At 44.6% G+C, this 22854-nt stretch carries 21 protein-coding genes; 5 read left to right on the top strand and 16 right to left on the bottom strand.

Annotated features, from left to right (window positions below; genetic code table 11):
- Positions 1-32 precede the first annotated feature (32 nt).
- Both ACLIIY_RS25640 and ACLIIY_RS25645 read right to left on the bottom strand, forming a co-directional pair.
- Positions 33-527, bottom strand: coding sequence for a hypothetical protein (locus ACLIIY_RS25640; protein WP_434528775.1), 495 nt, complete (start codon positions 525-527; stop codon positions 33-35).
- A complete protein-coding gene (locus ACLIIY_RS25645; protein WP_434528776.1) occupies positions 518-1351 on the bottom strand; it encodes a winged helix-turn-helix domain-containing protein in 834 nt (277 codons plus the stop codon). The genes ACLIIY_RS25640 and ACLIIY_RS25645 overlap by 10 nt, the downstream gene beginning before the upstream one ends.
- Positions 1352-1654: 303 nt before the next feature.
- On the opposite strand from ACLIIY_RS25645, the gene ACLIIY_RS25650 reads away from it, so the two are divergent.
- A complete protein-coding gene (locus ACLIIY_RS25650) occupies positions 1655-2212 on the top strand; it encodes a porin family protein (protein WP_038894860.1) in 558 nt (185 codons plus the stop codon).
- A 138-nt stretch (positions 2213-2350) separates the two neighbouring features.
- On the opposite strand, the gene ACLIIY_RS25655 is transcribed toward ACLIIY_RS25650, so the two are convergent.
- From ACLIIY_RS25655 to ACLIIY_RS25670, 4 genes are all read right to left on the bottom strand, one after another.
- Positions 2351-3064, bottom strand: a complete 714-nt coding sequence (locus ACLIIY_RS25655; protein ID WP_434528777.1) for a hypothetical protein — start codon at positions 3062-3064, stop codon at positions 2351-2353.
- 261 nt (positions 3065-3325) lie between these two features.
- Positions 3326-6385, bottom strand: coding sequence for an efflux RND transporter permease subunit (locus ACLIIY_RS25660; protein ID WP_005441947.1), 3060 nt, complete (start codon positions 6383-6385; stop codon positions 3326-3328).
- Entirely contained in the window at positions 6385-7446 is a 1062-nt protein-coding gene (locus ACLIIY_RS25665; RefSeq protein ID WP_005441949.1) for an efflux RND transporter periplasmic adaptor subunit, read from the bottom strand. Before ACLIIY_RS25665 ends, ACLIIY_RS25660 begins: the two co-directional genes overlap by 1 nt.
- Positions 7446-8519, bottom strand: coding sequence for an efflux RND transporter periplasmic adaptor subunit (locus ACLIIY_RS25670; protein ID WP_434528778.1), 1074 nt, complete (start codon positions 8517-8519; stop codon positions 7446-7448). The genes ACLIIY_RS25665 and ACLIIY_RS25670 overlap by 1 nt, the downstream gene beginning before the upstream one ends.
- Positions 8520-8682: 163 nt before the next feature.
- On the opposite strand from ACLIIY_RS25670, the gene ACLIIY_RS25675 reads away from it, so the two are divergent.
- Positions 8683-9408: a TetR/AcrR family transcriptional regulator gene (locus ACLIIY_RS25675; protein ID WP_005441953.1), complete on the top strand. Its 726-nt coding sequence runs from the start codon at positions 8683-8685 to the stop codon at positions 9406-9408.
- A 197-nt stretch (positions 9409-9605) separates the two neighbouring features.
- Here the strand turns inward: ACLIIY_RS25675 and gcvT are convergent, their stop codons facing one another.
- Both gcvT and ACLIIY_RS25685 read right to left on the bottom strand, forming a co-directional pair.
- Complete coding sequence (gene gcvT, locus ACLIIY_RS25680; protein ID WP_020197065.1) at positions 9606-10724, bottom strand: glycine cleavage system aminomethyltransferase GcvT; 1119 nt, start codon at positions 10722-10724, stop codon at positions 9606-9608.
- A gap of 267 nt (positions 10725-10991) precedes the next feature.
- Positions 10992-11615, bottom strand: a complete 624-nt coding sequence (locus ACLIIY_RS25685; protein WP_005431308.1) for a helix-turn-helix domain-containing protein — start codon at positions 11613-11615, stop codon at positions 10992-10994.
- A 379-nt stretch (positions 11616-11994) separates the two neighbouring features.
- On the opposite strand from ACLIIY_RS25685, the gene ACLIIY_RS25690 reads away from it, so the two are divergent.
- The 3 genes from ACLIIY_RS25690 (at position 11995) to gcvP (ending at position 16716) form a co-directional block, all read left to right on the top strand.
- Positions 11995-13290, top strand: a complete 1296-nt coding sequence (locus ACLIIY_RS25690) for a serine hydroxymethyltransferase (protein WP_045477899.1) — start codon at positions 11995-11997, stop codon at positions 13288-13290.
- A 51-nt stretch (positions 13291-13341) separates the two neighbouring features.
- Positions 13342-13722 (top strand): glycine cleavage system protein GcvH, encoded by a 381-nt coding sequence (gene gcvH / locus ACLIIY_RS25695; protein ID WP_005451648.1) that lies wholly within the window; start codon positions 13342-13344, stop codon positions 13720-13722.
- A gap of 129 nt (positions 13723-13851) precedes the next feature.
- A complete protein-coding gene (gcvP, locus tag ACLIIY_RS25700; protein WP_434528779.1) occupies positions 13852-16716 on the top strand; it encodes an aminomethyl-transferring glycine dehydrogenase in 2865 nt (954 codons plus the stop codon).
- Positions 16717-17035: 319 nt separating this feature from the next.
- Here the strand turns inward: gcvP and ACLIIY_RS25705 are convergent, their stop codons facing one another.
- The 8 genes from ACLIIY_RS25705 to ACLIIY_RS25740 form a co-directional block, all read right to left on the bottom strand.
- Positions 17036-17371, bottom strand: coding sequence for a hypothetical protein (locus tag ACLIIY_RS25705; RefSeq protein WP_434528780.1), 336 nt, complete (start codon positions 17369-17371; stop codon positions 17036-17038).
- A gap of 135 nt (positions 17372-17506) precedes the next feature.
- A complete protein-coding gene (locus ACLIIY_RS25710; protein ID WP_434528781.1) occupies positions 17507-18523 on the bottom strand; it encodes a Kiwa anti-phage protein KwaB-like domain-containing protein in 1017 nt (338 codons plus the stop codon).
- Entirely contained in the window at positions 18510-19142 is a 633-nt protein-coding gene (locus tag ACLIIY_RS25715; protein ID WP_434528782.1) for a hypothetical protein, read from the bottom strand. Before ACLIIY_RS25715 ends, ACLIIY_RS25710 begins: the two co-directional genes overlap by 14 nt.
- 157 nt (positions 19143-19299) lie before the next feature.
- Positions 19300-19707: a hypothetical protein gene (locus tag ACLIIY_RS25720; protein ID WP_434528783.1), complete on the bottom strand. Its 408-nt coding sequence runs from the start codon at positions 19705-19707 to the stop codon at positions 19300-19302.
- Between the two features lie 1087 nt (positions 19708-20794).
- Positions 20795-21274, bottom strand: coding sequence for a hypothetical protein (locus tag ACLIIY_RS25725; protein ID WP_434528784.1), 480 nt, complete (start codon positions 21272-21274; stop codon positions 20795-20797).
- A 16-nt stretch (positions 21275-21290) separates the two neighbouring features.
- Positions 21291-21731: an ankyrin repeat domain-containing protein gene (locus tag ACLIIY_RS25730; RefSeq protein ID WP_132697329.1), complete on the bottom strand. Its 441-nt coding sequence runs from the start codon at positions 21729-21731 to the stop codon at positions 21291-21293.
- Positions 21732-21818: 87 nt separating this feature from the next.
- Entirely contained in the window at positions 21819-22520 is a 702-nt protein-coding gene (locus ACLIIY_RS25735; protein ID WP_434528785.1) for an SDR family oxidoreductase, read from the bottom strand.
- A 29-nt stretch (positions 22521-22549) separates the two neighbouring features.
- A complete protein-coding gene (locus tag ACLIIY_RS25740; protein ID WP_434528786.1) occupies positions 22550-22843 on the bottom strand; it encodes a putative quinol monooxygenase in 294 nt (97 codons plus the stop codon).
- Positions 22844-22854 lie beyond the last annotated feature (11 nt).

Raw genomic sequence — 22854 nt, forward strand, 5'->3', positions numbered from 1 at the left:
TTTATTGGGCAAGAAGCGGAGTCTAACGGGCGCTAAATCCGATAGCAGATAAAGTTACTCTCTTCTGTTTCGCTCTGATTGAAAAAGAACAGTTGCTCGTCCTCCACTTTGTAGATGAAGTCCGTTTTTGTGCCCACGTATGAGTTCATGTCTCTTACAAACACTTCACTCTCCGTTGGCTGTTCATTCCAACTTACTTTCTTATAATCCACGGTAAGCGCATGACCATCCACTTGATACTTGCCGTTGTAAACCAGTTCATATTCTTTGCTTTCGCCCTTTTTTGTCAGCAGCGACCCTTTCTGGAAAATGTACATGTCTCTATCCGAGCTAAACACCACGACAGAACGGTCACTGATGTTTTCATAACGGCGGTAACCTCTGGTAATAAAGTCTTCTTCAAACGTTGCACACGCCCAGCGAGAACCAGTAATTTCATCCGATTGAAAATACTTTTGGTGAACAACCACACCCACTAGGCCAATTGCCAATGCAACATTGAGGACGAGGAGTTTGCTTATTTGCATATTGCATCCGCCCTGCTCATGCTCTCTAAGACCGTTTCTTTCAAGGTGTCGATATCGAGAGAAAACTTAATGTAGTTGACGTTCTTATTGCTGTTTTTGGCGAACGCAAACGCACGCAGAATATGCGCCCCTTCTTGGTAAGCCGATTCAGATACGCGCAAATACACGATGGCCGGACACACTGGAAACACTTCATCATTGAGGCTCTTTGCCAAAGCCGAAAGATCTAACTCATCATGATTTTGATCGTAAAAGTAGAAGTCCGTTTCAGACACAGAAAAGTGTTGGTAATCCGAATCATCAAGAAAATCAGGATGTGGCACAAACGGACGGAAATAAAGCACAGAGGCAATCGCGATAAGCAGGAAAGCCGTCATCAGTATCGGAGTTAAGCTAAATGCCTTGTCTCGCGATTCAACTTCTTGTTTGGGCGCCCCTTTGACTTGAGGCTCAACATCATCAATTTCGAGTGTTTGAAGTTCCGGTATCTCAACTTTCTGTTTGATGGGTTTCACATCCGCATCAACTTCCAGTAAATAACCAATCTTACTTACCGTTTTAATCTGTACGCCTTGTGCGTTCAACTGAGCCAGTTTCTTTCTTAAACCGGAAATCACATTGGTCAAAGCTTGATCGGTAACGACGGAGCCATCCCAACAGGTTTCGAACAACGCCTCACGAGTCACATGCACGCCCTGCTTTTCTATCAGCAAGTTCAATACTTGGTATGGCAGCGGTCTTAGGGGAACATCATCGCCGTCTGAATTGGACAGTTTCCTTGTCGTCGGATCGAGGATTAAATTGGCGAAATAGATTCTATGCATACAGGCTCACTACTTTCTCAACTCCTTGAATTATAGGTTAGGTTTCTCAAACCATTCGAAAAACCAAATCAATCTCATCACACCAGCATAAAGCGTCCAGTTTGGACGTAATCAAGGATTCAAACATCGATTTCTTGTTATGCATACCTTCCAATCACACAAAAAACACACAATTACCTAAGTGACTAAATCAAAGGGAATTATTTGGTTTTTGTTTGCTTTTTGTTTAGTTTTTCAGCGCCTCATTTAGATAATGAACACCGTTTTAAATATAACAAGGCAGACAGTCATACAGAGGTAACTATGAAAAACACAATCATCCTTTTATCCGCTCTTTTTAGCGTTTGTGCTCAAGCAAATGGTTCACAAGATGTCTCAGGTTTTTATCTTGGAGGCGGTGTGGGTAACAACACGTTTAGTGACGATAACCCATTTACAAAAGTGGATGACAACGGCACCGCGTTCAAAATCATTGGTGGTTATCAGTTCAACCGTATCGTTGCCGTTGAAGCGCAGTACACCAATTATGGTGATTTTAAGATCGTAGATACGGCTTATGATTTAGGTGCGAGCAACGTCTCGGTAGCGGCGAATATTGGTTACTCGTTCAATAATGGTCTGCGCCCTTTCGCAACCTTTGGTTTGGGTTATATGTCTGTTGATATTCCGACGACAGACAATGAAGATGATTTGTCCCTACGTATCGGTGCAGGTCTGGAATACACGCCAATTCAATTAGAAAACATCACCTTTCGCGCGGCGTATGAGATGGACCATTTCACAGTAAAACCGAAAGGGTCAAGTTTGGATACAGACGTACAGATTGGCTCTTTCTATGCGGGCGCTACCTATAAATTCTAAACTGGCTAGGTTCTAAAGCAGCCTAAGCTCCAAAAACAATAGAAATAAAAGCAAACACATAGAAACCACAAAGGGCGAACGCTTATGATAAGTGTTCGCCCTTTTCTTGTTCAAGTTGGCAGTGTTTAAACCGACAATTTATTGCATTGGTTCAGACTCGATATCCACATCACCGCTGCTCAAGTTCACCGTTGCATTGTACACACTGTGCGGATCGCCATGATGCTTAAAGGTAAAGTGATAAACGTTCGCTGGCGTCCAGATCTCTTTATCATCGACAGGCAGAATGTCGTAACCGTCTTGTTGGTAAAGCTCGGTTGCCATCACATACGCGATTGCTGTTTGCACTTGGGTGTTATGGTCGTATTTTGGCTCGACAGATGGGTTACTTGGGTAAGAGTCACCATTAAAGCTCATCTGGCGGTATGCGCCATTGCTCCACACAACAAAATCTTGCCAACCGTTGCTGTAGTTGTCGATAAGAGCAATCGGCGTTCTGGTTACTGACATGCGGCTAAGCACTTTACCACTGTTATCGAATATGTACCCAGTACAGCCACCACTGCCGCAGAAGTAACGATCTTGGAACAACACAAAGTGTTCTGCCATACCGTCACTGTTTAAGTCAGCAGAACCCAATTGGTATTTGATCTTGTCGTTTGCTAAAGAAAGCCCTTCTGGGTTAAGAATGCTTTGGTCAATCCAAGTTGCGATTGTTGCCGCATCGGCACTTTTCACTTCCACAGGCGCTTCTGTTGCCGTGGTATTTGAAGAAACGCCGTCTGTCGTAGAACAGCCAATAAGCGTTAGAGAACCTAACAGGAAGAGTCCGTGTAATCCGCGATTGTTCATTTGCGTTCGCTCTTTTAATGATGATGTGTTCTTAGTATACGCATGATTTATCAATCGCTTGTAAGAAAATCATAAAAATCAGTTAGGTGTACACGAAACCACCAGCCCTTCTTGTCCAACTTCATCTTCTTCCCGCTTCTAGATTCTCGGCTCCATTATCTTCTCGTATCTCGCATCTTAATTCTCTCGGATCAAAAAAGCCCTGAGGAATACCCTCAGGGCTTGGCAGGAATCTGACAATAAATAAAGCCAGGAAGTCCCTTATGCAGTGGTTGGTTTGATCTTAAACAGAATTGCAAACATGACTGGTACAACAATCAGAGTCAATACTGTAGCAAAACCAAGGCCTGCCATAATCGTAATAGCCATTGAGCCAAAGAACGCATCAAACACCAATGGAATCATACCTAGGATGGTGGTCAGCGCCGCCATACTTACTGGTCGAACACGGCTAATCGCACTGTCGACAATCGCTAAGTAAGGATCCTTACCTGATGCTAGCTCTAGGTTAATCTGGTCAAGAAGTACGATACCGTTTTTCAGAATCATACCGCTCAAGCTCAATAGACCAAGGAACGCGGTAAAGCTAAATGGCATGTTTGTCGTCAGAAGACCAAATGCCACACCGATGATAGACAGCGGTACAGTGAACCAAATAACCAATGGCTTCTTCAGTGAGTTAAACAGCAGCATCGTAATGATGAACATCAATAAGTAACCCATTGGCAATGAGCCAAACAGACCTTCTTGTGCATCTTTCGATGATTCGTACTCACCACCCCACGTGATTTCGTAACCTTCTGGAATATGCAGTGCCATCACTTTTGGTTGAACACGAGCAAATAAACTTGCTGCAGTGTCATCACTCAATACATCGTGGTCGGCGAGCACCGTTAGAGTACGTTTACGGTCACGACGCTGAATCAGTGGCTCATCCCAATCCAGTTTCACGCCATCAATCACTTGATCAACTGGGATGTAGCTTTGCAGCGATGGACTCCAGATGTTTACGTTCTGCAGTGATTCAAAATCCACACGCTCCGCTTCTGGCAAACGCGTCATGATAGGCAGAATGTGCGTACCATCGCGAAGGAAGCCAAGTGTGCTACCACCAAACGCCATTTGCAGTGTGCTTGAAAGATCTTCTTTCGAGATACCAAGGCGACGTGCTTTAGATTCGTTGAAAACAGGCACTAGCTCTTTAGTACGCTCACGCCAGTCGTGACGGATGTTACGAGCACCCGGGTCAGTATGAAGAATATCTTCTACTTGTACCGCAAGCTCACGTAGCACTTGTGGATCTGGGCCAGTAATACGCGCTTCAATCTTAGACGCTGGTGACGGGCCGAATTCCATCAACTTGAACTGGAACGTTGGCTTGTCGAACGTCTTCGCTAGGTTGTCGTCGAGCTTATGAAGAAGCTCAAACATGTTCTCACGGTCCGTAGTACGAACTTGGAACTGTGCGTAGGCTTCGTAGCTCTTCTCTGGTTGGTAAGTCAGAGCGAAACGCTGCAAACCTTGACCAATCGACGCTGAAACAAAATCAATGTTGTCTTGAGTACGGATGTAGCTTTCAACTTCTTCCGCTTTCTTGATGGTCTCGCGAATGTCAGTGCCCTCTGGCATCCACATATCAACGTAGAACATCGGCGTGTTTGACGGCGGGAAGAACTGTTGTTTCACACTTCCAAACGCAACCACAGCACCAACTAGCAGCGCGACCATGCCTGCTACCGTTAACCAACGGAAACGAAGCGCAAGTTTAAGAGACGCACCAAACGCGACGAACAACCAACCTTTGTATGGGTCTTCGTCTTCTGCATCTGCGTTCTTGTCTTCTTCTTTCAATAGAAGATCAGCTAGGAATGGCGTTAGCGTAATCGCCGTAATCCAACTCAAGAATAGCGAGAAACACAGAACCCAGAACAGAGAGCCCATGAACTCACCAGTCGCATCTTGAGACAGACCGATAGGCGCAAACGCAGTAATAGCAATGACTGTCGCACCAAGCAGCGGCCACTGAGTTTGTTTTACGATATCTGTTGCAGCTTGAACCTTGGTTCGCCCTTTCTTAAGACCAACCAATATCCCCTCAACCACCACAATAGCGTTATCCACCAGCATACCGAGTGCAATGATCAGCGCGCCAAGTGAGATACGGTGTAGTTCAATGTTGTTGTAGTTCATCAAGATGAAGGTACCGAATACCGTCAACAACAACACCAAACCGATGATCACGCCACTGCGTAAACCCATAGTGAACAGCAGTACGATGATTACGATAGCAACCGCTTCTGCCAAGCTAATAACAAACGCTTTAACTGAATCGTCTACTTCTTGTGATTGGTTGTAGAAGTAGTTCATATCGATACCAGCGGGCTTGATGGTCTCAAGGCTTGCTAGTTCAGCTTCAATACGTTGACCGACTTCTACTACGTTTACACCAGAGGCAAACGAAATACCGATGTTGATCGCTTTCTTACCGTTGTACAGCAGCACATTGCCCGGTTTTTCTTGAATGCCACGGCTGATGGTTGCAACGTCTTTCAAGCGAATCAGATTACCCGTATCACGACCATGAATAATCAGGTTTTCTAGTGCTTCTACGGTGTTTAACGTACCGCTTGGGCGAATAATAAGGCTCTCGCCGTTTACCATTACTTCACCTGCAGAGACCACATTGTTCTGTTGGTTCAGTAAGCCAGAGATTACATTCATGTCGAGGTTCAGAGCCGCTAAGCGATCCAATGAAATCTCAACAAACAACATCTCTTGTTGGTCGCCAGCGATGTCAACTTTACCCACACCATCAATCAGTTCGAGTTCACGCGTAAGTTGGTCTGCATAACGTTTCAGTTCTACGTAATCGTAGTCATCACCCGTTAGCATCAGCATTACGCCGTACACGTCACCAAAGTCATCAATAATTTGCAGAGATTGAACGCCTTGCGGCAAAGTTGGTTGCAGATCGTTGATTTTACGGCGCATTTCATCCCAGATTTGTGGCAGTTCATCCGGACCGTAGTCCATCTTCATGCTCACCATAATCTGTGACATACCACTTGAGGACGTCGACGTAATCTTATCGATATAAGGCAGCTTACGAATCTCTTTCTCAAGCGGATACGTCAGCTCTTCTTCTACTTCTTTAGAAGTCGCACCAGGATAAGTCGCAATCACCATCGCATCTTTGATGGTAAATGCCGGGTCTTCCAATCGACCAAGTTCTAGGAACGACGTCACGCCGCCGATCGCTAGAATAACGATGAACAGCCAGCTGATGACTTTGTTCTTAATTGAGTATTCAGCAATGCTCATTATTGTTGTTTCTCCACCACATCCACATGCTTACCTTCTCGCAGTTTGCGTAAGCTGGAATTCACTAATACATCGCCTTGAGCAACACCTGATGACACAATCGCACCTTCGCCATTAACTTGGTCGATGGTTACTTCCACTTTAGTGACAGCGTCACCATTCAATTTCCAAACAAAAAACTCACCATCTTGATTGCCCGCTTGTAATGCAGTCATTGGGATGTTGTAGCCATCAATGGAAGTAATGCCCGCTGCCACCATGTCTACTGCAACACTTACGCTAGTACCCGGCAGAATCTCTTCCTCAGGTTGTGGCATGGTTAAATACATTTGGTAGGTTTGCGTTTGAGCATTTGGCTCACTGGTGTGCTCCAAGTAATCCAACGCATAAGATTTCGCGTCACCTGAGAACGTTGCTTGAGGTTGGTAGCTCATGCTTTGTGTATTTGGGTTTACCATCGCAAGCACGTTGTCTGACAGTTCGATACGAACGTACACTTTGTCGCTTTGGTACAGGTTTAAAACCGGCTCACCAATCGCAACACGCTCAAATCGCTCTTTGAATACATCAGAAACCTTGCCCGCAAACGGTGCGAACAAACGTGTGTAGTTCAATTGGTTTGTCGCGTTGTAGAAGTTTGCTTCCGCCAGCTCTTTGTTTGCCGTTAGCTCATCCAACTCCGCTTTAGAAATCATTTGGCGGTTATGCAGCTCTTCACCACGCTTAAGCTGACGAATCGCGAGCGTGTATTGTGCTTCTGCATCGTTTACTGCTTGCTTCTCTTTACTGTCGTCTAGCTTAGCTATCATCTGGCCTTCTTTAACCGTGTCACCCGCTTTGACTAGCACATGCTGAACTTCGCCTGCGCGACGGAATGCAATTGGCGTTTGTTCCGCTGGCACGACTTGGCCTTTGAATGTGCGGTATTGGCTTTTTACTGGAACATCAACAGCAACCGTAGAGACATACAAAGGTTGCTCTGCGGTCACTTCGTCTGTGCTGTTACAACCGGTGAGTACCGCCAGTGCGATAGCCGATACTGTGAATAATGAACGTTTCATTAGATACCTTCCTCACGAACCCAAGCTTTCACTACTTGGCCTTCCACTAGGCGTTCAACACCTGCAATAACAACGTAATCATTCTTGTCTAGACCCGACTCCACAGCACCGTTCGCATTCAGTGACAAGGTCACTTTATTCACTTGCTGTGTATCGCTGTCCATTACCCAAACTTCACCATGAGCGCCGTTTTTCGACACCCAAGCCGCATTTGGCAGCATCATCGCGTTCGATACGTTTTGCTTCGCAATGTGTACTTGGCCTGTCATGCCCGTTAGCAAGTTACGATCAGAAGGACGAGTAATTGTCACGATCGCTTCGTAGCTGTTGGTGTCGGCATTGGGTTGAGTAGAGATTTCTTTGAATTTGCCTTGGATGCGGTTGTTTGGTTCGCTGTCCATCGTCACCCACATCTCTGCGTCTTTAAGTGAGTTCAATGACACCGCTTCGGCGTAAGTCACAGGCAAAGTAAACGACACATCTAAAGTGGTGTTGTCGATTAGGTTTAGGATTTCTTGCTTAGCAGCAACCACTTGGTATGGCTTCACGTAGGTATAAGACACCACACCATCAAACGGCGCGTGAATCTCTGTGTAGCTCAAATCGGTTTTAGCTTGCTCTAAGTTTGCCAGTGCCGCTTTGTATTGCGTTTCTTGTTGGTCGTAACTGTCTGTACTGATCAGCTTCTTGTTGTACAAACTTTTCGAGCGTTCCCATTGGGTTTTCGCTAATGCGTACTGCGCTTGTGATGCATCAAGAGCTAACTGCAAGTCTTTTGGGTCTAGCGTTGCAAGTACACCGCCCTGCTTCACCTCTTCACCCATTCTCACGATCAACTTCTCAATTTCGCCACCTACCTGAAATGAAAGTTGGGCTCTGTACGTTGCATCTATTCGTGCAAGGAATGCATCGGAATCGGCAACAGTCAGATCATTAACAGCAAGTAATTTTACAGGTTTGATTAATGGCTCAGACGGTTCTGATACGGCTTTGTTACACCCTGTCAGCATCGTGGCGAGGCTCAATGCCACCGCAGCTCCGACAAATGTGCGCTTTAAGTATTGTTTTCGCACTGGCTTTCTCCATCGACTTTATATTTACTACACAGGTGTGCAGTATATGTATAACGAAAAAATGATCAACATATTTTCCACGTGGATAATAAAATAATTAGGCAAACTGTCCGGTTTCTGGTAAAAATAGGCGCGTTGATTAATATTCGGGAAAATTCGAACTATGACAGAAAGAAAGCAAGGCCGTAGAAGTGCTGAAGCCGCTGAGCAAACTAAGTGCCTGATTCTAAGAGTCGCGGCAGATATGTTCTGTGAGTTAGGGTACGAACGTGTCTCGCTTCGAAACATCAGTGAGAAAGCTGGTGTGTCCCATAGTTTGATTCGCCACCACTTCGGCAGCAAAGAGAAGATCTGGCAAGCCGTCAGCGATGGCATGGACGAATTCATGCAAAGCTACATGGCGCAGTTGGTAAGCGAAATGCCAGCGAATACGCCATCGAATCAAAAAATCTACTTGTTCATGGTAAGAATGCTGGCGTTTGCACTCGTTAACCCGCACCCAGTTCAAATGATTGCCGATGCGATTCGCCAAGGCGACGATGCATTACTGCAATACTTCTTAAGATCAAAAGATGAGTTCGCGGCGATCTTTACTGACCTATTTGCTGACTACAACGTGGAATACCCAGAGCATCGTATTGACCAATGGGAATCAAAGTGGCAAATGCTGGTGTTTGCACATGGTGCGATTAGCCTAGCGCCTATGATGCAAGAGACGTGGCCAGAAGATGCAGACAATCGCGAGAAAATGCTGATCAACCACTGGGAATTGTTCAACACCATCATGGCAAGCCAGTTTAGCGTGAACAAAGAAGACATGATTCACCCAAGCAAGCTGAGTGAAGTTGTGATTGAAATGTGTTGCCCTATCGAAGAACTCACTGCATAAGTTGAGCTTTCAAAAGAACATAAAAAATGCCGAGCACATTGCTCGGCATTTTTGTTTGTGTTTATCGATTCAGAGAGGAAACGAATGGAACCTACTTCATAGTTACTTATTCCTAAACGCGTCACTGCAGTTAAACAGCGCGTGGGTGGTAGATTCCTAGTCTCGCTTTGGCTCGCTAAATCAATAAAATAAGGTAATTAACCACGGTAATAGCGTTGTGGTACGAACGGCATTTTTTCTACCGTCATTGGTAGCATCTTACCGCGTACTTCTGCAAACAGCTCTGTACCGATAGCCGCTAGATCGGCACGTACGTAACCCATTGATACTGGCTTACCTGCGTTAGGGCCTGCTGTACCACTGGTTACCACGCCAATCTTGTTGCCGTCTGCATCAAACAGCTCAGCACCTTCACGAACTGGCGCTTTAGTTTGACCAACCAAGCCAATACGCTTACGTGCAACATCTTTCGTTTCGATTTGCTTAAGAATGATATCTGCACCAGGGAAACCACCTGCACGCTCGCCATCAGCGCGACGTACTTTTTGGATGCCCCATAGTAGGCTTGCTTCAACAGGCGTTGTTGTTGTGTCTAGGTCATGACCGTACAGACACAGGCCACATTCAAGACGAAGTGAGTCACGAGCACCAAGGCCAATCCACTCTACTTCTTCTTCACCTGTGAGTTTACGAGCTAGCTCTTCTGCTTTGTCCGCAGGAACAGAGATTTCGTAACCGTCTTCGCCAGTGTAACCGCTACGAGAAACAATGCACTCAACGCCTAGCAGTTCAACTTTGCGGACATCCATAAACAGCATCTCTGCTACTTCTGGTGCGAAACGCGCCAGTACTTCTGCCGCTTTAGGGCCTTGAATCGCAAGCAGTGCACGGTCATCAATGATCTCTAGCTCGATGCCAGAAGGAAGATGCGCCTGAAGGTGTGCAATGTCTTGCTCTTTACATGCTGCGTTCACGACAACAAACAGGTGATCGCCAAGGTTAGCCACCATCAAGTCGTCCATGATGCCGCCCTGCTCATTAGTAAAGAAAGCATAACGTTGCTTGCCCGCACCTAGGTCAACAATATCAACCGGAACCAGTGTCTCTAAGAACGCTGCTGCGCCATCACCAATCAAACGAAGTTGACCCATGTGAGAAACATCGAACAGACCTGCTGCATCACGAGTGTGTAAGTGTTCTTTCTTTACGCCTAGTGGGTATTGAACTGGCATGTCGTAACCCGCGAACGGGACCATCTTTGCGCCTACTTCAACATGAAGTGCATGCAGTGGTGTTTTCAGAAGTTCTTGAGTCATTTTCGTCTCCATTTAGATAGACCCGAGAATGCTGTCGGCATTCGCATCGAATAATGTTTCCAATAATAAACACGCTTGATTCAATTTTGCACGAACAAGACATCGCTCGACTTTCAAAAGTGTGACTTTTAACATTTCAATCACAACAAAACGCACAAAAAAGGCGCTCTGTTGAGTGAGATATCATCAACAGAGCGCCATCATAACGCATTCAAAACCGATAGCAAACGTTTGCTTTCACTATAGGAAATTTACAACTATTTATCACTATTTGGCAGTCACCCACAAAATGTGCGCGTCTTCCTCACTCACACTGGTCAACATATGCCCCATGTTCGCATCGTAATACACACTGTCGCCTTCGCTTAATACAACAGGCTCATAGAACTCAGAATAAAACATCACCTCACCTGATAAGATGAGTAAAAACTCTTCCCCATCATGACGAACCCAGTCTTTGTATTCGTCAAAACTACGGGCACGGATTTGGCTCTTAAAAGGCATCATTTTCTTATTGGAAAGTTGAGTCGCCAACAGCTCGTGTTCGTAGGTTTGGGTTGGGTGTGGTTTACCCTCTTTTTTCTTGGTCACATCTCTACGCCCTGTCGCTACCTTTTTTCTAGGCGGTTCAAACAGTTGTGGCATATCAATTTGTAAGCCATGCGCTAATTTTTGCATCGCTTGGAACGTTGGAGAAATCTGTTCGTTCTCGATCTTACTTAGCGTAGAACGCGCAAGGCCAGTTCGTTGGCTCGCCTCTTCTAACGTAATACCAAGTTTAGAGCGGATATCTTTAATGCGCTGACCGAGCTTAAGCGGTTCAATATTCTGGTCTTGCTGCTCTTTCGCCAACGTCATTGACGGGTATTCATCGTAAATACTTTCTGCCATAAATCCCTCTGTAAATATCCTTTATTCCTTCCTATTAGCATTGTGCATGAACCCTATAGTGGATAAAAGTCCACCGAGTTAATTAAAGCGTGCTCTTGTTAACAAAACCAGAAATCTCGTTTCCTATAGGAAATTTTTGGTTGATTGTTCGTGCCGCAAGCGCTATGTTACCAACTTGTTAGATGTAGAGATGCACATTTCCGTAAGAGATTGGACAAGAGAAACCACAATCCGACGGAGTTTTGCCCACTTATTCGGGCCGAAAGTTCACTCTGTTCTGCTATGCAGTTCAGCTGTTTTGAGGACAAATGAGCCACCATCGCAATCAAACAACTATTTCTACTGCGGGTTCATTTTCAGATTTGGAAGGTCAACTACCATGAACAAGAGTTACCCTAACCACAGCTTGGAAAACTTTTTCTCTACCAACCTCTCTGCGACAGATGACGCTGTCTTTGCTGGAATTCAGGCAGAATTCGCTCGCCAAAACGAACAAATCGAACTTATCGCTTCTGAGAACATCGTTTCTAAAGCGGTAATGCAAGCTCAAGGCACATGCCTAACAAACAAATACGCTGAAGGTTACCCAGGTCGCCGTTACTATGGTGGTTGTGAGCACGTAGATACAGTGGAAGCCATTGCTATCGAACGCGCAAAAAAACTTTTCAATTGTGAATACGCAAACGTTCAACCACACTCAGGCGCACAAGCAAACGGCGCAGTAAAACTGGCGCTACTTCAGCCTGGCGACACCATTCTTGGTATGTCTCTAGACGCAGGTGGCCACCTAACACACGGTGCTCGCCCTGCACTTTCTGGTAAATGGTTTAATGCAGTTCAATACGGCGTTGACCGCGAAACACTAGAAATCAACTACGAAGACGTTCGCCAACTGGCAATTGAGCACCAACCTAAAATGATCATCGCAGGTGGTAGTGCTATTCCACGTACTATCGACTTCGCAAAATTCCGTGAAATCGCAGATGAAGTAAATGCGATTCTTATGGTCGACATGGCACACATCGCCGGTCTTATCGCGACAGGCGCGCACCCTAGCCCGCTTCCTCACGCACACGTTGTTACAACCACAACGCACAAAACATTGCGTGGTCCACGTGGCGGTATGATTCTGACCAACCACGAAGACATCATTAAGAAAATCAACTCAGCGGTATTCCCAGGTCTACAAGGCGGCCCACTGATGCACGTGATTGCTTCTAAAGCAGTGGCGTTCGGTGAGGCGCTTGGTCCTGAATTCAAAACTTATATTGATTCAGTGATCAACAACGCAAAAGTTCTGGCGGAAGTATTGCAAACTCGCGGTTGCGACATCGTAACCGGTGGTACAGACACGCACCTAATGCTGGTTGACCTTCGCCCTAAAGGCTTGAAAGGTAACAAAGCAGAAGAAGCACTAGAGCGTGCAGGTATCACGTGTAACAAAAATGGCATCCCATTCGACACAGAGAAGCCTATGATTACATCGGGCATCCGTTTAGGAACGCCTGCGGGTACAAGCCGCGGCTTTGGCGCTGAAGAATTCAAACTCATCGGTAATTGGATTGGTGACGTACTGGACGGTTTGGTGAACAACCCTGAAGGTGACGCAGAAGTAGAAAAACGCGTACGCAAGCAAGTGAAAGAGCTTTGCAGTCGTTACCCTCTTTACCAATAAAAGATTTATTAAATCAGAAACTATCCTGACAAGTTATTTGGAGATTAAGCAATGGACAAAACACTGAAGTTTACAGATAGCCACGAGTGGGTACGTGACAACGGTGACGGCACAGTAACTATCGGTATTTCAGAGCACGCTCAAGAGATGCTAGGTGACGTAGTTTTCGTTGACCTACCAGACGTGGAAGATGAAGTCGAAGCGGGCGAAAGCTTTTCTTTGGTTGAGTCAGTAAAAGCAGCTTCAGACATCTACTCACCAATCACTGGCGAAGTAGTTGAAATCAACGAAGAGCTAGAAGACAGCCCAGAGCTAATCAACGAAGAACCATACGAAGGTGGTTGGATTGTGAAAGTGAAGCTTTCAAACCCATCTGAGTTGGATGACTTAAAAGATGCGGAAGAATACCTAAGCTCTATCGAAGAAGAGTAATTAGGATGAGACGAAAGCTGTCCCCTAGCATAACGATTAGTGGACAGCTTTTTTTCTAGGTTCGGACGTATAATTTAATTTATCAGTAACGCAAATCCGTTACCCGAGCCAAGGAGTAGGTAAAGGACAATGACTGAATTACTTCAAAGCCTCAGCACACAAAACGAGTTCGTTGCTCGCCACAACGGACCAAACAAATCTGACCAACAGAAAATGTTGGAAGCGATCAACGCAGTTAGCCTAGATTCGCTTATCGACGAAACCGTACCAGCACAAATCCGCCTAGAGCAGCCAATGAGCTTGGCAGAAGCGAAAAGCGAAGCAGACATGCTGGCAGCAATGCGTAAGTTCGCCGATCAAAACCAAGTTAAACGTACATTCATTGGTCAGGGTTACTACAACACCTTCACGCCAAACGTAATTCTACGTAACGTGATGGAAAACCCGGGCTGGTACACCGCTTACACCCCTTACCAACCAGAGATCTCACAAGGTCGTCTAGAAGCACTTCTAAACTACCAACAAATGGTGATGGATCTTACTGGTATGGAAATCGCGAACGCGTCCTTGCTCGATGAAGCAACGGCAGCCGCAGAAGCGATGACACTTTGTAAGCGTGCGGGTAAGAGCAAGAGTAACGTATTCTTCGTTGCTGACGACGTTCACCCACAAACCATCGAAGTAGTAAAAACTCGTGCGAAATTCATCGGCTTTGAAGTCCTAGTTGGTTCTCTAGAATCACTACCAGAGCAAGACGTATTCGGCGCGCTAGTTCAATACCCAGGCACAACGGGTGAAGTTCGTGACCTAACGGACATCATCGCAAAAGCGCAAGCGAACAAAACGCTAGTAACCGTAGCGACTGACCTATTGGCTTCTGCCCTACTGAAACCTGCAGGTGAAATGGGCGCAGACGTTGCAATCGGCTCAGCACAACGTTTCGGCGTTCCTATGGGTTACGGCGGTCCACACGCAGCCTTCATGGCAACGCGTGACAAGCACAAGCGTACCATGCCAGGTCGTGTTATCGGTGTTTCTATCGATACCAACGGCAACCAAGCTCTTCGCATGGCAATGCAAACCCGTGAGCAGCACATCCGTCGTGAAAAAGCGACATCAAACATCTGTACCGCTCAAGCTCTACTAGCGAACATGGCGTCTTTCTACGCGGTTTACCACGGCGCGGAAGGTCTACGCACGATTGCTCGTCGTACGCACCACATGACAACCATCCTAGCTGCCGGCCTAACGAAAGGCGGCTTCGAGCTTGCTCACAACAGCTTCTTCGACACCATTACCATCAATACTGGTGCTCAAACTGAAGACCTATACGCGAAAGCACTAGCCGCAGACATCAACCTACGTAAGTTGGGTACTCAGCTAGGTGTAAGCTTCGACGAAACCACAACAGTGGCAGACGTAGAAGCCCTATTTGCAGTATTCGGTGTGAAAGAAGAAGTGGCAGCACTATCAACGGAAATTGCAGGCAACGAGTTTGCTGCGATTCCAGAAGCACTGCGCCGCACAACAGAATACCTAACGCACCCTGTGTTTAACACGCACCACAGCGAAACACAGATGATGCGTTACCTAAAACAGCTAGAGAATAAAGACTTCTCGCTAACGCACGGCATGATCCCACTGGGCAGCTGTACGATGAAGCTGAACGCAGCAGCAGAGATGATTCCAGTAACATGGCCTGAGTTTGGTTCGATCCACCCGTTCGCACCAGCAGAACAAGCAGCCGGTTACGCAGCGCTAGCAAAAGATCTTAAAGAGAAGCTATGTGAAATCACAGGCTACGACGCATTCTCACTACAACCAAACTCTGGTGCATCGGGTGAGTACGCAGGTCTTATCGCGATTCAACGCTACCACGAAAGCCGTGGCGAAGGTCACCGCAACGTATGTTTGATCCCAAGCTCTGCGCACGGTACTAACCCTGCCACAGCGTCTATGGTGTCAATGAAAGTGGTTGTGGTTAAGTGTGATGAAGAAGGTAACATCGACATCGACGACCTAGCAGCGAAAATCGAGAAGCACAAAGACAACCTATCAAGCATCATGATCACTTACCCTTCTACGCACGGCGTATACGAAGAGCAAGTGAAAGAAGTATGTGAAATGGTTCATGCAGCAGGCGGTCAGGTTTACCTAGACGGCGCAAACATGAACGCACAGGTTGGTCTAACAACGCCGGGCTTTATTGGCTCTGACGTTTCTCACCTAAACCTACACAAAACCTTCTGTATCCCACACGGTGGTGGCGGTCCGGGTATGGGTCCTATCGGTGTGAAATCGCACCTAGCGCCTTTCCTACCGGGTCACATTGAAAACGGCGCAGACGGCGAAAACTTCGCAGTATCCGCAGCGGATATGGGTAGCGCGTCTATCCTGCCTATCTCTTGGGCTTACATCGCAATGATGGGCGAAGCCGGCCTAACAGACGCAACGAAAGTAGCGATTCTGAACGCGAACTACGTGATGGAGCAACTGCGCCCTCACTACCCTGTTCTTTACCGTGGCTCAAACGGCCGTGTAGCGCACGAATGTATTATCGACATTCGTCCACTAAAAGAAGAAACAGGCATCAGCGAAGAAGACATCGCGAAGCGTCTAATGGACTACGGTTTCCACGCACCAACTATGTCGTTCCCTGTAGCTGGCACGCTAATGGTTGAGCCAACAGAATCGGAAGACCTAGAAGAGCTAGACCGCTTCTGTGATGCGATGATCGCAATCCGTGAAGAGATGACGAAGGTTAAGAACGGTGAATGGCCGCTAGATAACAACCCACTTGTTAACGCGCCACACACTCAAGTTGACCTAGCGAAAGATGAATGGGATCGCCCTTACTCTCGTGAACTTGGCTGCTTCCCTTCTAAAGCAACCAAATCTTGGAAGTACTGGCCAACAGTAAACCGTGTAGATAACGTATACGGCGACCGTAACCTAATCTGCTCGTGCCCAAGCATCGATAACTACGAAGATTAATTTTTGTAGAATCTAAATAGAAAAAGGCGAACCGATTGGTTCGCCTTTGTTTTTGGGTTAGACCTGTCAAACTTAGTTTTGGACAATCGCTGATCAGGTGCTTTATTAGTTATAACGAGGTACTTATCTCTTGGTATTTGAGAGTCGCAATTGGAGACACTCTCGGCAAAGCCCATTTTCACTAAAATTCCCTGTTAAAGGGTGAGTAACATAATACCAATACCGCCGCGGGATACCCTTAACGCTTGAGTCAACACGTTGTAAAAATGCCATGCGTTGTGGATAACTGTTAAACGCTTTGCTATAGCGAAACTCAAGTTTAGCGGTTAAGTTCTGTCCAACTTGAGAATGAGTTTAGATATGTGTGCTGATGTTCAAAAGCGCGTTTATAGCGGATACCAACATACTTTGCCTTACCCACTAAATTTAGACCTACTAAAAACTGTTTAGCCGATGATTTTTTTTCAAATATTGGAACACCCAAAGCTTCAAATTCGTTAAGGGTTTTCGAGTCAACCAATATGTGACCAGCGTGATCATACTCCACGTGCTCAAGTCGGACAGTCTTAAAAACTACATTGTCCACTGAAATATTGGGTTCAAATGCGTAAAGCACCTGATTTTTAGTTGCTGTATTTGCTATTACAAATGCCATTTTTCCAACGCTATTACATTAAGATGTGAGCAACGCAATACCGTAGCCGCCGCATACAACCTTAAACACTAAACGCAACACATCTCAAAAATGAAACGAGTAGCGATTCAAACTTAAACATTTAGTTAAGCAATTTTATGCAGGTTCGATCACATTACCGCTATTTGTTCCATAATACTTCCCGGTAATGACACCCACTTTATAATAGTCATTTAGAAGTTTAACAAAGTAGCCAACGTCTATACTGTTCTCTAATACTAACTTCCCTTCTGATGAGAATTTGAGCTCTTTACCTTCAAAGAGCTTCAGAGCATTTTTCATCTTTTCAATTTCTTCTTTATTGAAACCAGAGTGATTTCCTTTTTTGCCAATATTTGCCAAAGTTTTGAGCAACGCTCTACTTTTGCTTAGGTTGACCTTAATATGTTCTAAACCTTCTACTAGGTTGGTTGACTCAATAACAGAAATAACATCGTTAGCAACATTTTTGAACTCTTCTTCCAAACCTACTATTTGTTCAAATCCAGACTTTCTTAAAACTAGGAATTCCGACTTAAAGTATATGCAATCTATTTTGTCATCAAAACTGACGGTCTCACTGTTGACAGTTTTCAATTCGGAGTCAGTTGAATCGAACCAGGATGATAATTTTTCCATTTTCGTTTGAGCTTCGTCAGTGGTTACTTTTCCTGAACTCATTTTACGAAACAGATAGGCTGCATCGTTTACAGTATTGATTTGTAAACAATATGCCCAAAGGTCACTTTTCACATCCTTTAATGAGGCAATTGCACCAACCTTATTTTTAAGCAATTGATTAAACACAACATCAGAAAATGATAGAGTGTTATTTAGTGCGTAGGTATAAAGCTTATCCCCCAGATCATCTGTAATGACATTGTATGATTCAAGTTCATATCCTTCCTTCTCGGTCAACTTTTTAAGTTGAGTTCGCGCATTTTTTGAGAAAAAAGAGCTAACATCGGGAGACATGTCTATGCTATTTGCTTTGAATTGGAACTTATCTATGACTTTTGTTGACTTTTTGACGCCATCTTTAATATGTCGAGTGATAAAGAACAACCTGAACGTTACGTTCTGATCACCAATAATATCTAAGATATCATTTATTTTCTTTTTAGCTGGCATCATTGCCTCCTATATCAACTGCAAAAAATAACTTATGACCGATCTTTTTTATTTTCACTTGGTCATCTTCTTCAAGGTACTTATTCCTTGAAATAATCATTCCTTTTTTCTTCTTACCTTCATCAGAGTCAGTGTATTCAATCATATAAAGTGAATACCTCATGCTTATTGTTGGGTTTATCAGTAACATTGAAGAGTTTGAATAAATTAAAAAGGTAACGACTAATAAAATAGTTACAGAAACAACATTTATCAAACTTGATAAATCTTGGAATACAAAAGGTATAATATATGTAAACAAATATGATATTGAATCACTATTTTTGTTTTCTATATCATCGATATTAACTAAATTACCATTGACTTTAGCTCGACGTTCAATGTTTGTCAGCAATACCTTCAGACCTATAGAGCCATATAAAGATAGCATTATTAGTATAGTCGCAGCTCCAAAGTATTTTATAAAAACATACAATGAATCCCAATTGAACCCTCCCCAATTAAGGTAGTTGCTATATTTATAAAACTGACCAAAAACCATAATTACAAACAAAGGCATGTAGGACACTAGAAATAGAGTTAACCTCGCCCCTATCTTTAGACTAGCTTTTCTTTCTTTCATTAAAGCCACCTCCGAATGTAAAATTAAAATCGCTCAACACCCTATTGAGGAGTGAGCAACTCAATACTGACGCTACCCACTCCCATTTAGCCGCTAAAGTCAATGCATGAAAAATATACTACGCGTTTCGAATTAGTCTTGAAGCGTTTGTTATATTTTACCTTTTCCCATTACCGCCTTTGGTTTTGTTTCCAGATGGTTTATTTCTTTTGATATGGTCTTTTTCTGTTTCACATAAATCGTCTTTAGTAGCTGAATTCCTTGCGACAGAATAATGAACGTCGTGTGTAGATGTGTTTAGTTTTCCATCTCGGGCATGCTGTTGTTGACGAACTCTCAAATTGTCAGTTTGACCAACATAATCAATCTCACCCGTCTGTTTATTAACGTGGCGATACATTCCTGGTTCTTGCGGAATGTTAGAGGAAGACCCCTTAATTTGGTCTGTTTTCCTCATTCTTCCTCGGTTAATAGCGCTTTGTTTCTTGCGCTCTCTTTCTGCGACTTTTCCCGCAGTATCCGCAACAATACCTAACACTTTTCCTACATTATCTAAAAACCCCATCTGGACTCTCCTTTTGCTTCGTAAATATAACGTCCGTAAAGGAGTGAGCAGCAGAATACCAAAGTCGCCGCATACCCCTTTAATCGCTAAAACCAACGCACAGTAAAAACGCCGCACGTTGCGAATTCCTATTAAACAGATTGTTACTTTTACTTATATATCGGCCTGTAACACTCTTCCAGAGCTTGTTTTCTCGCCTTTGAATTTGACCTTAATCTCTTTAAGTAACAAAGGCGGTACACCTAGCATTCGATTGATAGGTTCATCAGTTCTCGACCCAAAATAGCTCAGTTTAATACCAGTCAGATTGGAACTAAGCTCTAAAGCAAAAAGTATTGCTTTATCGACTGTTCTAACTTTATGCAACTAAATCTTGGTGATTATGCATCCAACAGACAAAATATTGTCTTTTACGAAATTGGTGTGTAGACCCTCGATAGCCGTACTATAAGTTGATTGTCATTACTCAATTGTTTCTCTCAAATTTAATTGTGAAACTAACGTTTGCTGTTCTGCTACTTGCATTTTTTATCAGAACATTGTGCCGTTTCTTCTCACTCACCTCAATAGATAAACTTTATAGTTTCAATAAGATAAATAAATTGCATATATTCTAATTGCTTATTTCAATCTAAACATAATTTCATCAGACCTTTGAGATATGGTGGAATTTGTCTCGTAATACATCACGGGGATTAACAGCGAACAACGCGAAAAGAATGAGTAACTTTAAGTACGCCAAAAATGGACTAAAGACCGAACGTTGTTATTCCATTTCTTTAGGAGCATAAACAGAACTTACTCATCATTTTTCGTTCGGTTCAGTTTAAATATTAACTCCCCTAGCGTGCTTTCTGAGATTCCTAGTCTCGCCTAGGCTCGCTGGAATCACCCAGAAAAAACACCGAGTGTAGTGGTTCAGCTTTTGAATCTGAATTTGAGTAACCCACTAAACACCAAGCTTCAAGATCGAAAAAGGCGAACCGCGTGGTTCGCCTTCTTAGTAGTGCATGAGGTAACTGAGTTAGGACTGAGACGTTTAAGGTGTTAAACCTAAGCTAATAACGAGAGTTGCTTCCTACCTCCCTTAATCGCCAGTCAGGTTATTGCTCTTAAGCACCGCGACGTAGTTCTCAATCACTGGGTGAACAAACTGTTCTGATTCGTACATCACCCAACGTTGGGCTACGGTTAGGTCAGTAAACAAACCATCCTTAAAATCGCCGCGCCAACGGACATCAAATTCAGCGACATATTTACCTTCGCCTAGGTAAGAAACATCAATACTCTCGATATCGTGGTCGTCAGACAGCAACAAGCCATGTATCCAATGGTGCCATTCCATAAACTCTTGGCGAGAATGGATTTTGTAATCGGGAAAGTCGACTTGGATATTTTCATCAACGAGATCGGCAAATGCTTCTGCTGGCACTCGCACCTTTCCTACAGTTGCACGCTCATACATTGAGAAAACGCGGTACACAAAGCTCTTAATGTCATTCTTGGTAAACTTGTGTTCCGCATACTGCTGAATCAGTTTATTGTAATCCGCCTTTTGATATTGCATTGTGGACACCTATTCCCTATTTAAGGCTTTGCAAGTAAGCGACGATTTCTGGTTTGTCTTCGGCGATTGCCTTTTCAAGTGGCGTATTACCGTCTTTCCCTTTAATCGTGATATCACCACCATTGGCAACCAAGATTTTTAGTGCCGGAAGGTTGTTAGCCCATACCGCATCATGCAGTGGTGTGTATCCGTTTCTAGGGCCTACGGCGTTAACGTCATAGCCTGCTTCAATCAGCAGTTCGACAATTCGCGTATTGTCTTGGAACATCGCGGCATGCAGTGCGGTGCCGCCGTAAGAATCTCTCTCATCCGGATCGGGATTGGTTTTCAATAATTCAATCACTTGAGCTTCATTGCCATTGTAAGCAGCAAGGTGAATGGTATCTGCGCAAAACGCTTGAAATGCCGTTGTGATGGCAACGGCTGCCAACGAGAAAATGACAATTAACTTTTTCATATTACCCACTATTATTGTTTCTTGTTTTATCAGCTTCCATGCGTCAGAGAAGCCGTAACCTTGATTAAAGCTTATACCCATTAACGACTAGAATTCGATTTCTTCACCATCTCGGAAGAAACCACCAGTTGGTCCATTTGCTGGCAAATTTGCAGCCCAAGTTATGCCACTAGCCCCCTGCTCTACAGGTCGACCACCGCTTCCACCCATGTCTGTCGCGACCCAACCCGGACAGACAGCGTTAACAAGAATTCCACTGCTTTTGAGTTGATTAGCCAGCATTAAGGTTAATGAGTTAAGGGCGATCTTCGACATACTGTATGCAGGAGTGCTGCCAGTCTGGTTCTTCATCGCACCCGCACCACTGCTGACGTTAACGATTCGAGCTTGTTGGCTGTTTTGAAGCAAAGGTAAGAAGGCTTGTGTCATCCGCCATGCGCCATAAACATTGGTATCCATCGCTTCTTGAACGGTATTGAGGTCTGCGTTTACAACGTTTTGCCAAGTGTCATAGTGAATGGCGGCATTGTTGATTAACACATCGACAGTAAAAAAACGTTGCTCAACAAACTCAACCAATTGGTCAACGCTCTCTTGGTTAGTAATATCAAGTTGCGCCGCTAATAAGTTGTCCAAACCCAACTCTTCCACCGTTTGCTGTGCGCTGCTCAACTGACGAGCCGTAACAATGACGATGTCGCCTTGCTCTGCCAATTGACGACTCACTTCTTTACCGAGGCCACGGTTTGCGCCAGTAACAATCGCGACTCGCTGGGTTGTGTTTTTCATGTCGAGTTCCTCGTCAGTTCTCTATCTTCTTAAGCTTGGGTTTCAGTTGCTTCGAAGGTTTTCATCTCTACCGAATCAAACCATGGTCGAGCGAGCTCAAAATGCTCTGTCATGTGCGCTGTGGCCAGATGCGCCTGTAGTTGTTGCTCTGACTGCCATTCTTCATAAAGGAATAGCGTATTTTCGTCGTCTGCACTGATGTTTTGTTGATAGGTAATGCAGCCATCTTCAGTACGAACCACTTTTGCCAGCTCCGCCATGTGCTCGATGAAAAGCGATTTGAATTGAGGTTTTACTTTGCCTGTTACTGTAACGATGAGCATAATTTTCTCTC

The organism is Vibrio sp. K4, from assembly GCF_051122595.1.
GTDB classification, from domain to species: domain Bacteria; phylum Pseudomonadota; class Gammaproteobacteria; order Enterobacterales; family Vibrionaceae; genus Vibrio; species Vibrio owensii.